11 protein-coding genes are annotated in these 12807 nt (G+C 45.2%); 8 read left to right on the top strand and 3 right to left on the bottom strand.

The genetic code is table 11. The annotated features are described in order from the left end of the window. The first annotated feature begins 55 nt into the window (after window positions 1-55). From AC1VYS_RS21200 to AC1VYS_RS21190, 3 genes are all read left to right on the top strand, one after another. Window positions 56-1003, top strand: a complete 948-nt coding sequence (locus tag AC1VYS_RS21200) for an alpha/beta hydrolase (RefSeq protein ID WP_482911344.1) — start codon at window positions 56-58, stop codon at window positions 1001-1003. Between the two features lie 121 nt (window positions 1004-1124). Further along, window positions 1125-2075, top strand: coding sequence for an NADP-dependent oxidoreductase (locus AC1VYS_RS21195; RefSeq protein ID WP_482911343.1), 951 nt, complete (start codon window positions 1125-1127; stop codon window positions 2073-2075). 1015 nt (window positions 2076-3090) lie between these two features. Further along, window positions 3091-3828 (top strand): cyclase family protein, encoded by a 738-nt coding sequence (locus tag AC1VYS_RS21190; RefSeq protein WP_482911342.1) that lies wholly within the window; start codon window positions 3091-3093, stop codon window positions 3826-3828. Between the two features lie 109 nt (window positions 3829-3937). On the opposite strand, the gene AC1VYS_RS21185 is transcribed toward AC1VYS_RS21190, so the two are convergent. Continuing rightward, complete coding sequence (locus AC1VYS_RS21185; RefSeq protein WP_441924375.1) at window positions 3938-4138, bottom strand: hypothetical protein; 201 nt, start codon at window positions 4136-4138, stop codon at window positions 3938-3940. A 220-nt stretch (window positions 4139-4358) separates the two neighbouring features. Here AC1VYS_RS21185 and AC1VYS_RS21180 point away from each other — a divergent pair, with 220 nt between their 5' ends. The 5 genes from AC1VYS_RS21180 (at window position 4359) to AC1VYS_RS21160 (ending at window position 9157) form a co-directional block, all read left to right on the top strand. Then, window positions 4359-4802, top strand: coding sequence for a hypothetical protein (locus tag AC1VYS_RS21180; RefSeq protein WP_482911341.1), 444 nt, complete (start codon window positions 4359-4361; stop codon window positions 4800-4802). 152 nt (window positions 4803-4954) lie between these two features. Beyond that, window positions 4955-6157 (top strand): MFS transporter, encoded by a 1203-nt coding sequence (locus AC1VYS_RS21175; RefSeq protein WP_482911340.1) that lies wholly within the window; start codon window positions 4955-4957, stop codon window positions 6155-6157. A 254-nt stretch (window positions 6158-6411) separates the two neighbouring features. After that, complete coding sequence (locus tag AC1VYS_RS21170; RefSeq protein ID WP_482911339.1) at window positions 6412-7398, top strand: ROK family protein; 987 nt, start codon at window positions 6412-6414, stop codon at window positions 7396-7398. Between the two features lie 293 nt (window positions 7399-7691). Then, window positions 7692-8495 (top strand): HAD-IIB family hydrolase, encoded by an 804-nt coding sequence (locus AC1VYS_RS21165; RefSeq protein ID WP_482911338.1) that lies wholly within the window; start codon window positions 7692-7694, stop codon window positions 8493-8495. A gap of 23 nt (window positions 8496-8518) precedes the next feature. Further along, window positions 8519-9157, top strand: coding sequence for a sugar O-acetyltransferase (locus AC1VYS_RS21160; RefSeq protein ID WP_482911337.1), 639 nt, complete (start codon window positions 8519-8521; stop codon window positions 9155-9157). A gap of 68 nt (window positions 9158-9225) precedes the next feature. Here the strand turns inward: AC1VYS_RS21160 and AC1VYS_RS21155 are convergent, their stop codons facing one another. Then, the gene (locus AC1VYS_RS21155; protein WP_482911336.1) at window positions 9226-11046 is read right to left on the bottom strand and encodes an ABC transporter substrate-binding protein; all 1821 of its coding nucleotides are present in this window, start codon (window positions 11044-11046) and stop codon (window positions 9226-9228) included. 243 nt (window positions 11047-11289) lie between these two features. Then, on the bottom strand, window positions 11290-12804 hold the full coding sequence (locus AC1VYS_RS21150) for an ABC transporter permease (RefSeq protein WP_482911335.1): 1515 nt from the start codon (window positions 12802-12804) through the stop codon (window positions 11290-11292). Window positions 12805-12807 lie beyond the last annotated feature (3 nt).

Raw genomic sequence — 12807 nt, 5'->3', positions numbered from 1 at the left:
AGTCTTAAAGTCGTACACCGTACGGCTTTTTTGATGTAGAAAAAGGAGCGTACATATGAGAGAAAGCTTGCCATCCTATAGAACAACACATTTATATTGGAAGCAGTATCAGACTTTTTTTCCCGAAGAAGTCAGGTTGGATGAAAACAACTTCCCGGAAGAGGACTGGTGGGAAAGCCACGGAGTCCATGTTCATATGGACAGATTTCCTGTGCCAGAATCCTCTGTCAAAATACTGTTTATTCATGGCGCCGGGGGGAATGGCAGGTTACTCGCTCCTTATGCTCGAATGATGCAGCAACATGGATACGAGGTCATATCACCTGATCTGCCGCCATACGGTCTAAGCTACGCACTGAATGGCACGCGGTTGAACTATGAGTTATGGATCACACTGTTAGATGCCCTTATAGAGAGGGAGTATGAGAAAGACGGCAAACCTTTCGTTGTAATAGGTAGTAGCATTGGAGGAATGCTGGCCTATCATACCAGTGTAAGGAACAAACATGTGCAGGGATTGATCGCAACAACATTTGTAGATACGAGTGATGCACATATGCGTGATCAGATTGCTCCGAATCGGTTCGTCAGTCGCGTAGGTAAACGCATGATGGACCTTTTCCCTGGCGTATTAGATGCTGTACGAATCTCGGTTAAACGGGTTTCTCGAATGGATCTGATTACGAACAACAAAGATCTAACCCGTCTCATTATGAATGATCCACAGGCGGCGGCTACGTCTGTTCCTCTGGAATTATTAAGAACTTTCCTGAATAAAACACCAGAAGTGAGCCCGGATCAATTCAGTCAGTGCCCGATTTTGCTGGTTCATCCTGAGATAGACCCGATGACTCCGTTACACTTCAGTCAATCTTTTTTTGATCGTCTGACCGTGGCGAAGGAGTGTGTCATTTTGGAGGGAGCAGGTCATTTTCCGATAGAGCAACCGGGTCTGAGGCAATTGGAGGAAGCGGTTCTTCGATTTTTGCGAAAAATTCAATAGCTATGATAACGTGCCCTGATTTATGGAATGAAAATGCGGTGACTTCAGGTCAAGTGAACCGATGAATGGGGTAATCATAAATAGAGAAGAGTATGAGAATAACCCATCACATGTCATTCCATTGAATGAAAGGCAGGGATTCAACATGAAAGCTATTGTCATTGAAGCATTTGGCGGACCCGAACAATTAAAGGAAAAGGAAGTACAAAAACCGGCATGCGGTGTGAATCAAGTATTGATTCGCACACATGCCACATCAGTCAATCCGGTTGACTTCAAAATAAGACAAGGTCACTTGAAAGAAGCAGCGGATCAGCTGCCGATGATTCTGGGCGGTGACGTAGCAGGTACCGTGGTTGAAGCGGGATCAAACGTGACTCGTTTCAGAGAAGGGGACCGCGTATTCGCCCGTCCACGTCAATTCGGCACCTATGCGGAATATGTTGCTGTAGATGCAGATATCGTGGCTCGCATTCCCGAGCAACTCAGCTTTGAGGAAGCAGCAGCGATTCCACTCGCCGCGATGACAGCTTGGCAGGCACTTGTCGATCATGGTCGTTTGGGCAAAGGACAAAAGGTGCTTATACATGCCGGTGCCGGTGGAGTAGGCACATATGCCATACAAATTGCCAAATCGTTGGGCGCGGAAGTGGCTTCCACCGCGAGTGCAGCGAACGAAGAATTACTACGCTCGTTGGGTGTAGATCATTTCATTAATTATAAGGAACAAGATTTCTCGCAGATCCTCTCAGACTATGATGTCGTGCTGGATACGATGGGCGGTGACATCCAGCGAGACAGCTTCAAGGTGTTAAAGTCTGGAGGACGTCTCGTATCTCTGGTACAACAACCGGATGAGAAGTTGGCGAAGGAAGCTGGCGTGGAGGGTAACGTGTTCATGATGGAGCCAAAAGGGGATCAACTGGAGCAGTTGGCTGAGCTAGCGGCTGCCGGAAAACTGAAATCGATCATTGATGAGACGTATCCGCTGACTGAGCAAGGTTTGCGTGATGCTCACGAAAAAAGTGAATCCCACCATACACGGGGCAAACTGGTCATTACCGCGGATTAATCTGGAAATGGGTGAGTTGCCCGGGTGAGCCGAAGATCGTAATGAGAAAATGGGTAATATACCGCAACAAACGTTTCTTAATCTAAAACCACAAGCCATTCTCTATACAAGAGAGTGGCTTTTTGTCTTTCTTGCTTGGTTATATGCAGTTTACAGACTATAGGAGCGGTCAAAGATCAATGCATTATGGTGAGTACATACTCTTCAGCGCAGATGGGTACTGGACGATATGAATTTTTACTTTTGAGAGCGCTTTGCAAACATATCTAGAAATGGTGACCAGTCCAGATGGAAAAGAATATGTTAGAACTCATCATGATGCTATACCGGAGAACAACCTCATTAATTTCAAAAAAACTTAAAAAAAGGACTTCTGAAATCTCAGAGGTCCTCTTATCTATTAAATGATAAACAAAAAAGACACTCGTCTGAGCATCCATATGCTGGTATAATTTAAGTTGTACATCCAATTTGTGGTGGGTATAGACTAGCCTCCAGTGGGAGGTGATGTCTATGAACTTCGCTTTTTCCGATGTTCTCATGTTCGCGACGTTTGTTATTGCGCTCCTGACGTACATTGACCGTAAAAGGAAGTAACCCGCCACAGGTTGCGAGCCGAAGTGCGGGTTACTTTTTCTGATTGTGCAACACTCGGAGGTAATCCCACCACAAAAGCTGTGCAGGAGTAGCCTGGCCGGGCTATTCCTATTTTTGTCTTACTTTTATTTTATTAAACATTTGTGGACTTTACAACCATTAGAATGCTGAAAAGTTACTTTTAAAACGCTCGGCCGCCAGTCTTTTCTACATTTTTTCTTCACTTTTTTAGATATCTTCTTCCTCATCACCACGGAGTTTTCTTATTTTTATATAGCAGTATGTAAAGAATCCATGTCCTAGGTAAGGAGAAGACTTGTATTGTCCTTCTAACAAATTAAATCAGCTTCTTCACCAATGTGCAGCGTTGAGATATAATAGGGGAAATTGTTTCCATACTGCATATGAGGTGAAACGGATGACTAACGAACTTATTCAAGCCATTCAGTTGTTGAAAGAAAAGAAGTGGGTAGATCTGACACATACCTTTGGTCCGGCATCTCCACATTTTTCTGCTTTTGCTGCTGCGGAGTTTGAGACGCTGTTTAATCATGATCAAGGGTTCTTCGCTCAAAGCTTCAAATTTCCTGGTCAGTACGGAACCCATCTGGATGCACCGATTCATTTTGTGCGAGATACGCGTTACCTGGACGAACTGGGACTCAAAGAGCTGGTGCTGCCACTCGTAGTCATCGATCAGTCTGCTGCAGTGAAAAACAATCCCGATTTCATCTTGGAAGTAGAACATATTATTGAATTTGAGAGAGAGCATGGCAAGATCGAAGCAGGTAGTTTCGTAGCTTTGCGAACCGATTGGAGCAAACGCTGGCCGAACCATGAAGACTTTGACAACAAGGATGCCGATGGCAACAGCCATGCACCCGGTTGGTCTGTTGCTGCATTGAAGTTCCTGTTCGAAGAACGGGACATTAAAGCCATTGGCCACGAAACGTTTGATACAGATGCAGCGGTAGATTATCAGAAGAACGGTGCCCTATTAGCAGAGTATTATGTGCTTGCACAGGATACATACCAAGTCGAACTGTTAACGAACCTCGATCAGGTTCCAGCTACAGGAGCTGTCATTTTCAATATCGTTCCAAAAGCGGAAAAGGCATCTGGCTTCCCTGTGCGCTCATTTGCTATCCTGCCTTAAAGTTCTGTAGACCAAAACGTAAATGTAAGCTACTTTAACATTATAAAATATATGTAGTGAATCAAGGGAGGCTTAATAGGCCTCCTTCTTTTGCTTTGAACTCTATTATCTATTGATGACTAGAAGACGAATCGGAGCTAAATCGTTCAGAGATGTTTTTCTTCGTTTTTCGCCGCCGCATCCATCGCTTCAACAAACCTTCTTCTTTACGTTCTTGTAATGTTTCCTTCATGCCCTGAATCATGAACTCGGATCGGCGTCTGTCGTCGCGGCTAATCTTACGTAATTCCTTGATAAATTTGTCGTCCATAGTATTATGCCTCGCTCATTCAGTATATAAAAACATTATACCGAACATACGTTCTTTTATCAAGTTTTACCATCTAAAAGCATTCGTATTGATTAGGTTGACTCTGCCAGTGAAAATAAGCACAGGTTTATTCCCCTGTTTGTGAGAGGATGGAACAATAAGTTTGTTTATTCATTTCAATGGCCTGCGCAAACAGAGAATACGAAGGGAGCGGTTCGTAATGAGAGAGCGATCATATCTTCTTGCAGCGATGCATGGTTTGTTGGGACTTGGGGCAGTGGTCGGAGGGTTCATGCTGATCTTAGACCCATCGGGGAAATTGTTGAATATGCCTGTTTCTCTACTGGAACGCTCTCCTTTTTCCGATTTTTTAATTCCTGGAATGATCTTGTTACTAGTCCTTGGTGTACTCCCTATCGTTATTTGCATTGCTCTTCTGAGACGAATTCATTGGCCGTTGACGGAGAAAATGAATCTTTATCCCGAACGCTACTGGGCGTGGACGTTTTCCTTGTACACGGGCTATGCTCTGCTCATCTGGATCATCGTGCAGGTGTATATTATTCAGACCATGTCCTTCATCCATTTGTTCTATTTTGCCTGGGGATTGGGCATTCAGATGGTTACTTTGCTGCCCGACATACAACGAAGATACACCATATGATCAGAGGACGAGGCGCTGCTTTGTTAAAATGGTAAGTCCATTTTTTTCATATTGACAAGAAGAAATGATGCCTACATACTTACGATATAAACTTTATAAAGTATATTTATTAAACGGCGGAAAATAATCGCATCATGAGAGGGGCAATGCAGTTGGCAACCTGGTTTTTATTGATTATCTATTTGGCATTCATCAGTTTGGGGCTCCCGGATTCTCTGCTGGGTTCAGCATGGCCGGTCATATGGCCTGAGATCGGTTCTTCAGTTGGAGCAGCCGGGCTTGTATCCATGATTGTTGCCGCTGGAACGATCGTCTCCAGTCTCGCAAGCGGTCGTATGATTCGCAAACTGGGTACAGGAAGCATCACATTACTGAGTTGCTTGCTTACAGCGGTGGCTCTACTAGGATTTTCCCTGGCGCCTTCTCTGACTTGGTTTGTTATGCTGGCAATTCCACTTGGACTGGGTGCGGGTGCGGTAGATGCGGCGTTGAATCATTATGTGGCAGAACATTATGAGGCTCACCATATGAACTGGCTACATTGCTTCTGGGGTGTAGGTGCAACGGCGGGACCTTTCATCATGGCAGCTTCTATTGCAGGTCAGCACTCCTGGAGAGGTGGTTACGCAGTCGTTGCCGGTATTCAATTTAGTCTGGTCATTGTGCTTTTGCTTACCTTGCCATTGTGGAAACGTGTGGCTGCGACCCGCCAGCCCCCGGATCGGCTGAACAGCAATGAGGAGCATGAAGCGGACGAGGGTTTAAGGATAAAGCTCTTGAAAATAAAAGGAGTTAAACCTACACTTTTTGCTTTTCTGTTCTATTGTGGGGTTGAGATGACCGTTGGACTCTGGGGGGCAAGTTACCTTGTTGGTACAAGAAATATTTCGGCAGAAGTGGCTGCCGGCTGGGTTTCGCTTTATTATGCGGGGATCACATTCGGAAGGCTCATTACAGGATTTCTCACCTTAAAGGTATCTAACCTGCTGCTTATACGGTACGGTCAATGGATTACCATAATCGGCGGAATTGTCCTATTGCTGCCTTTGTCTTCCGGGTTTGCTGCTGGAGGTTTGGTGCTGATCGGCCTCGGTCTGGCTCCAATCTATCCTGGACTTTTGCATGAGACCCCCACCAGGTTTGGTAAAAGGAGCGCAGCCAGACTCATGGGTTATCAGATGGCGGTTGCTTATACCGGAACCACATTGCTTCCACCGCTTTTTGGATTGCTGGCATCAAAAGCAGGGACGGCTTCTTTTCCAATCGTTGTTCTGCTGCTGCTTATTCTTATGCTCGTTTGTGCAGAAATTGTCAATCGCTTAGTCGTGAGACCACAACAATTACACAAGAATTAAGGAGGAGAGAAAGATGGCTTATGTCATTATGGCTATTATCATCTGGGTAGGTGTTTATGTGAATATGGCTGTGTCCAAACAGCCAATAGACGTAAAACCTGTGCGATCCATTGATGATCTGTTTGAATGAGCACCATGTGTTGAAGCAATGTATTATGTTATGATATGGAGTACGATAACATGAATACGATTGCTTTGGTCTTTTGAACCAGAGTAGAAACGAGAGGGTTATGAAAAAAGCGAACGCTACAATGATGAAACACATCAATTTGAATATAGTGCGTGAAGTTATGCAGCAGATCAAGACGGCAACCAAGCCGCAACTTGCGTCACGGACCAAACTTAGTGTGGTTACCATTAACGCGCTGATTCAGGATTTATGTGATGGCGGAGAGCTGATTCAGGATAAAATCATTCCATCCAACGGCGGGCGTCCTGCTCAGGCCTATCGATATAATTACAATTTTAAGCTTGCGTTGGTCTTGTCCATCAAAGAAATGAAAGGCCAGGAATTGATCTCGGCTACGGTTATTAATCTGGAGAATGAAATTGTACTGAAGGAAGAAAGCATATTGCCTGTTTTTGATAAACAGCATGTGCTGCAACTCATTGCACGTCTCGTTGCGGCGTATCCTTCCATCCATATCATTGGAATGGGGATTCCAGGACAGGCTGTGGATGGTAACATTACGGTGAGCAGTCATGAGGAACTTATTCATTCCAGTCTGATTCGTGAGATCGAGAGTGAGTTCCAAATCCACGTTCTGGTAGAGAATGATGTAAATGCAGCGATTAGCGGATACTACACACAGCATCATATGGATACGAAGGGACAGGATGTGGCAGGCATTTATTTTCCAAATCGTTATCCGCCGGGCATGGGCATGGTTTTGAACGGACAAATCATTCGTGGCAAAAACGGGATGTTCGGTGAAATTAAATATCTTCCTTACTCCCCGGACTGGAAGAAGGAAATGAGCAAAGAGGATTTCACAGAACAGGTTTGCCGGATTCTGCAAACGGTTAATGCTGTTATTGCCCCACATCAGATTGTGATCTATCAGGAGCGTGTGGAGAGGGAAGCGCTGGATTCAGCGTGGAGACAGTACACAGAGCAGCACGTTATGGCAACATTGCCTGAGATTGTACATCAGAACTCGTTCCAGGAAGATTTTGAGGCAGGGTTAAGGGGAGTGGTTCTTCAAGCTTTGAAGTCCTCGATTGGTTCTGAAACTTTATAATCCGCAGCACAAGTTCTGTGTTTTTTTGGATTCAGTTCATCTGTTAGAGTGAGTCTGCGAATTTGTCCAAAAACTTCTTGTTGACATGGAACCAGTTACACGGAATACGATTCTATTATGGCAAAGGGAGAGTTCAATACACTTTATAAACAATGTTTATAAATATATTTTAATAACATATTAATAAAGATTTTTCATGAATATTTTTTAGGAGTGGAGTGCGAAAATTCTTCAAGACTTGTTCCATATATCTCTGTTGCCATAAATCTAATGAATCATTGGAGGAAGACATCATGATTAAACTGGTTGTAACCGATTTAGACGGAACGTTTCTAAACAGTAAAGGAACATTTGATATGGAGTTATTCAACGAAGTTCATGAGGAGATGAAACGTAAAGGCATTACTTTTGTAGCATGTACCGGAAAGCAATGCGAACGGGTGGAGAAATTATTCGGCCAACATGGAAAAGATGTTTGGATTCTTGGGGACAGTGCAGCCAGAATCAAGAAGGATGGGCAGGTGGTTCGGGAGTTTAGCATGGAGCCTGCACTAGCATTGCAAGCCATTCAGGAAATTCAATCATTTGATCCCCAAATGACCATTATCGTTTGCGCAAGTGATGCTGCTTATGTGCATTCTTCCATTTCGGATGAGATGTATGACGTTGTGAAAGGCTCGTATGAGCAGGTCATCAAAACGGACTCTTTTGCAGGTATCAGCACTTCTTTTATTAAAATTACGGTATTCGATACCCAGGGACGTTGTACAGCACTGCGAAAACATGTAGAACAGACGATGGCAGGGCAAATCTATATTGTTGACTCTGAACCGAGATGGCTGGATATTACGGCACTGCATACGCACAAAGGTGAAACGGTCAAAACATTGCAGGAGATGCTGGGCGTAACTTCACGTGAAACGATGTCCTTCGGTGATGGCGAAAATGATGTGGAACTGATGGCTATTGCCGAATACAGCTTTGCTGTGAGCAATGCATGCGAGAATACCAAACGTGCCGCGCAATTCATAACGAAATCCAATGATGAAAATGGTGTTTTGCGAACGATTCAGGCGATCATGGATTTGCAGGAATAATCTATAGATGAGGGGGAATCGCGATGCGTGAAGAAGAGAGAATTATGAAGGGCATGTTATTCAGTCCGGCTGATCCGGAACTGAAGGACATCAAAAGAAAAGCTCATCATCTCAGTCAGCGTTATAGCCAAACCTTTGAAGAACAAACGGAGGAAAGACAGCAAATCGTACAACAGTTACTGGGGGAGATGGGGGACGGCGGATTTATGCAGGGTCCGATTTTCTTTCACTATGGCGTGCATACGCGGATCGGCCATCACTTTTTTGCGAATTACAATCTGACCATACAGGATGATGCACAAGTGACGATTGGAGACTACGCTAGCTTTGGTCCCAATGTTACTATCGTTACGCCTGTTCACCCTTTGATTGCGAGTGAACGGAGACAGATGCTGAATCAACATGGTGAGCTGAAATCACTCTGTTATGCCAAACCGGTCACCATCGGTAATGATGTGTGGTTGTCCGCGAATGTGACAGTATGCGGAGGCGTCACGATTGGAGACGGATGTGTCATTGGGGCAGGGAGCGTGGTTACACGTGACATTCCACCGCATTCGCTTGCAGCTGGTGTGCCGTGTAGAGTGATCCGCAGCATTACAGAAGCGGATAGCATGAGGCATTATCCCGACATTTTGGCAGATTGCCAAGTGCCGGAATGATAGATAGGAAAAGGCTGTCACCAGGATCAACAGAGATCTATCGGTGACAGCCTTTTGTGTTCTGGCAATTATTTTGACGCGTTATACTTGCCCAGGAATTCTTTCACTTTGGCTGGATCAGCCTTGAGTTCATTCCCGGTTTGTACAAGCGGGCTTACGGTGGAGTAAGCTTTGATTTTGTTGTTTTTGTAGAATTGCAGAATCTCATCCTGATTAATGGAATAGAGTACCGCCTTTCTCAGATCACTGCTCTTGGCCACTTCACGGTTGGCTGTGTTGAACAGCAGATACGATACGGCATTGCTTGGAATGCTTTGCAGCTGCAATTTGCTGTCATTTTTGATAATATCGTATTTCGTCTCAGGTACACCGTAATACAGGTGGATTTCACTGCTGCGAAGGGCTGAGAGAGCACTGTCTGCATCGGCAATGAAGCGTACGTTTACTTGATCAATCTTCGGTGCGAAGTCCGAACCTTTGCGGTATCCCGGGTTTTTCAGGAACACGCCTTCGTAGTCATTTTTATAAGAAAGGATGTAAGGGCCGCTTGTATAAAGTGTGTTGTTATAATTGGCACCCTCGGTCACGGTGTTCTGATCGCCATAAGGAATATCCTTGTTCACATCGAAGGACGCGACATCATACGTATTGATGCTTTCGACTTGTTTCTTGGATACGATCCCAGCCGATTGGTGTGCCAGATAATTAAGCACTTGCGGGAACGGTTCAGTTGTAGTTACCTTAACCACCTGATATTTGCCTGCACCGTTATTCGCTTGTTTTTTATCGCTAACCAGTTCCTTGATATCGCTGTCGAGTCCTTGATTCAGAGCTTCCAGCACGGTTCCGCTACCCCCGGATTGTTTCGCTGACTCCAGTGCGCTCAGGTCTGTAACGAGTTCCGCTTGTTTGATATGTTCATGCAGACTGTACGTGCGGTGATCCGGAACGGAATCTTTATTTTTGGCACGGTCGAGGGAGAAGATGACGTCATCTGCGCCTACACGTTCTCCGGTATCGACAGCCTTTTTGTTTTCGATTTTAGCAAAATTGATATCGTCACGAAGGACAAAATAGTATTCGGAATTGCCATCTGCAATCGTGAAATTACGTGAGAGCGATCCATCCGCTGTCAGTTGATCGTCATCCGTCAGGTTCACCAGACGAACATACATATTGGTATTGATTTGGTTGATGGAACCGTCGTTTCCTTTGATCGGATCAAGGGAAGTCAGTACAGATGCTGTTTGTGTCAGAATCAACGGATCTTTACTGTTTTTGGAGCTGTCTTTGAACTCAATCGGTTCCCACGCCATGGCACGGGATTTGGACAGACGAACGGTATCGACATTCAGAATGTCTTTGTTCACCGCCTGACTTTTCAGGGAAATATACAGTGGAGCGATGTACGCTTGGTCGGTAACCAAACGGTCTTCCAACTTTTTATACGTTTCTTTGTATTCATCAGGTGTCTGAGTAGCGGCCTGATCGATCAGCTTATCGATCTCTTGATCCGCGAGGATGCTGTAATCTCCGCCTGTTTTGAAAAGAGAACGAACGGCATAGTCCGGATTGCCCGTTACCGTTGTCCAGCTGGACAATGCGATATCATAGTTGCCTGCGTCTTGCTGGGACTTAAAGCTACCGTAATCCGGTTGCAGGTTCAGCTTCACATTGAAGCCGTTTTTGGTCAACTGATCACGGATAATGTTGACATCATTTTCGGATGAACTCATGGCGAGCAATTCGATGTCTACCGCTTTGGCTGTAGTCTCTGTTGTATCGGAAGGTTGGTTCTGCTCCTGCGATTCGGTTTTGGTTTTCACATTGCAGCCGGAGATCACCAGCACGAGAATCAGCAGCAAGGCAAGAAGTGTACGTTTTTTCATGAGAATACCTCCAATGTATTAATAGATGTGATATATGATTTTTTTTTTTTGAACTATTTCATTTACACAAAAACGGAGAGGACAGAAAAAACCTGGAAAAACGGAGTGCTCGCCTTTATCACCGGATTTTTCCCTTGAGAAAAGGGAATCAAAAAAATCTGGGGATAACAGCGATTGCAAGGTTATTCTGTCATCGGAGTGCTTCGTGTAAACCTCTTTTAGTTCAACTTAATAAATCCATCGTCACGCCTTCTCAAGCTTGGGATCAAGCGCATCCCGCAGTCCGTCACCGAGAAAGTTAAACGAAAGAACAAGCAGAATAATCGCCAGTCCCGGATAAATCGCTAGATACGAATGAGTCTCCAGATAGGTGCTTCCCAGCTTCAGAATGTTGCCCCATTCCGGAATATGCGGTTCTACACCCAGCCCGAGATAACTCAAACTGCTGGTTGCAATGACAGCTCCACCAATCGTCAGCGTGGATTTGATAATCATCGGTGCGAGCGAGTTGGGAATAATGTGTTTGAAAATGATTGTACGATTGGTATATCCCAGGGCACGCGCCGCCTCGACAAACTCAAATGTAGATACATAGAGCACACTGGCTCGCATCGTTCGAGCATACGTTGGAATGGAGCCCAGGCTTAATGCGATGATCAAATTCACGGTGTTGGCACCAAAAGCTGCAATGATCGCGATGGCGAGCAAGATCCCCGGAATGGCGTACAGGATATCCAGCAGTCGCATGATGATGTTATCCGTATGTCTTCCGTAGAAACCCGAGAAGGCACCCAGCACACCGCCAATCACAACCGGAATTAGGGTTGACATCAAACCGACGATCAAGGAAATTCGTGCACCAAACACGATTCGGGAAAATAGACATCGACCGAAATCATCCGTTCCTAGCGGATATGCCAGAGAAGGTGACTGAAGCAGGGCCGAGTAATTATTTTCCACCGCCATGCTGTAGTCGAAGGTAAAGAAACTGCAGATGGAGATCGAGAACAGGAAAGTGATGAAAAAGAGTCCGGACATCGCGGTCATATTGGGAGCAAGACGTTCCCACAGATCATTCCAGAAATTCGTTCCATGTTTCCCTTGTCTACTGAGCCGGCGAAGGATCGAGATCCCCAGCAGCAACGCGAAAACGTTGCCCGTAATTACGCTAACGATCATGATTGCGCCCACACCTGCCATCCAGGAAGGGAGAGGGGAGCTCGAATCATACCGGGCTACGATAACTAGTACAATTAGATCAATGACGAGAATACATAACAGGGCTGCCATCGAAGGCAGAAAGGTATCCGCAACATAAGGCTTGAACACATTCAGAGCCGATACACCGATCACAAATAACTGGGTTAACAGTGCGTATACAGCAAATGTATATTCAATACTTTTTCGTTTTCGAATCAGGTGGAAGGCAGCCGTTACAATGAAAATATTACCTGTCAAAGCAGCCAGCAACTGTACCCATGCGAGTCTACGTGTCAGAACACGTATAACCCCGCGCTGTATTAAGTCCTGTCTGATCCGAATAAGAAGCAGACTCTGAATGAGCGTGAAGAACAGATAAATGCCGGCCACTCCAGCTATAAATGGCTTGAACGCCTGCCCGCTCCAGTCATAACTGTTCAACAACAATAACAGAGTCAGCAGAACTGAAGTGATCCAAGCGAAGCTGGCTTGACTGTATTCCTGCGAAGACTTGAGCCGGAAACGCATTTCCTGTGTAAGGGAGCTTGATTTTGTCATAGT

The organism is Paenibacillus sp. G34 (genome assembly GCF_056856875.1).
This window is presented reverse-complemented; position numbering and strand designations above follow the sequence as displayed.

Coding starts and splice junctions, on each gene's coding strand:
- AC1VYS_RS21200 (WP_482911344.1), top strand. CDS start 56: ATGAGAGAAAGCTTGCCATCCTATAGAACAACACATTTATATTGGAAG.
- AC1VYS_RS21190 (WP_482911342.1), top strand. CDS start 3,091: ATGACTAACGAACTTATTCAAGCCATTCAGTTGTTGAAAGAAAAGAAG.
- AC1VYS_RS21185 (WP_441924375.1), bottom strand. CDS start 4,138: ATGGACGACAAATTTATCAAGGAATTACGTAAGATTAGCCGCGACGAC.
- AC1VYS_RS21180 (WP_482911341.1), top strand. CDS start 4,359: ATGAGAGAGCGATCATATCTTCTTGCAGCGATGCATGGTTTGTTGGGA.
- AC1VYS_RS21170 (WP_482911339.1), top strand. CDS start 6,412: ATGAAACACATCAATTTGAATATAGTGCGTGAAGTTATGCAGCAGATC.
- AC1VYS_RS21165 (WP_482911338.1), top strand. CDS start 7,692: ATGATTAAACTGGTTGTAACCGATTTAGACGGAACGTTTCTAAACAGT.
- AC1VYS_RS21160 (WP_482911337.1), top strand. CDS start 8,519: ATGCGTGAAGAAGAGAGAATTATGAAGGGCATGTTATTCAGTCCGGCT.
- AC1VYS_RS21155 (WP_482911336.1), bottom strand. CDS start 11,046: ATGAAAAAACGTACACTTCTTGCCTTGCTGCTGATTCTCGTGCTGGTG.
- AC1VYS_RS21150 (WP_482911335.1), bottom strand. CDS start 12,804: ATGACAAAATCAAGCTCCCTTACACAGGAAATGCGTTTCCGGCTCAAG.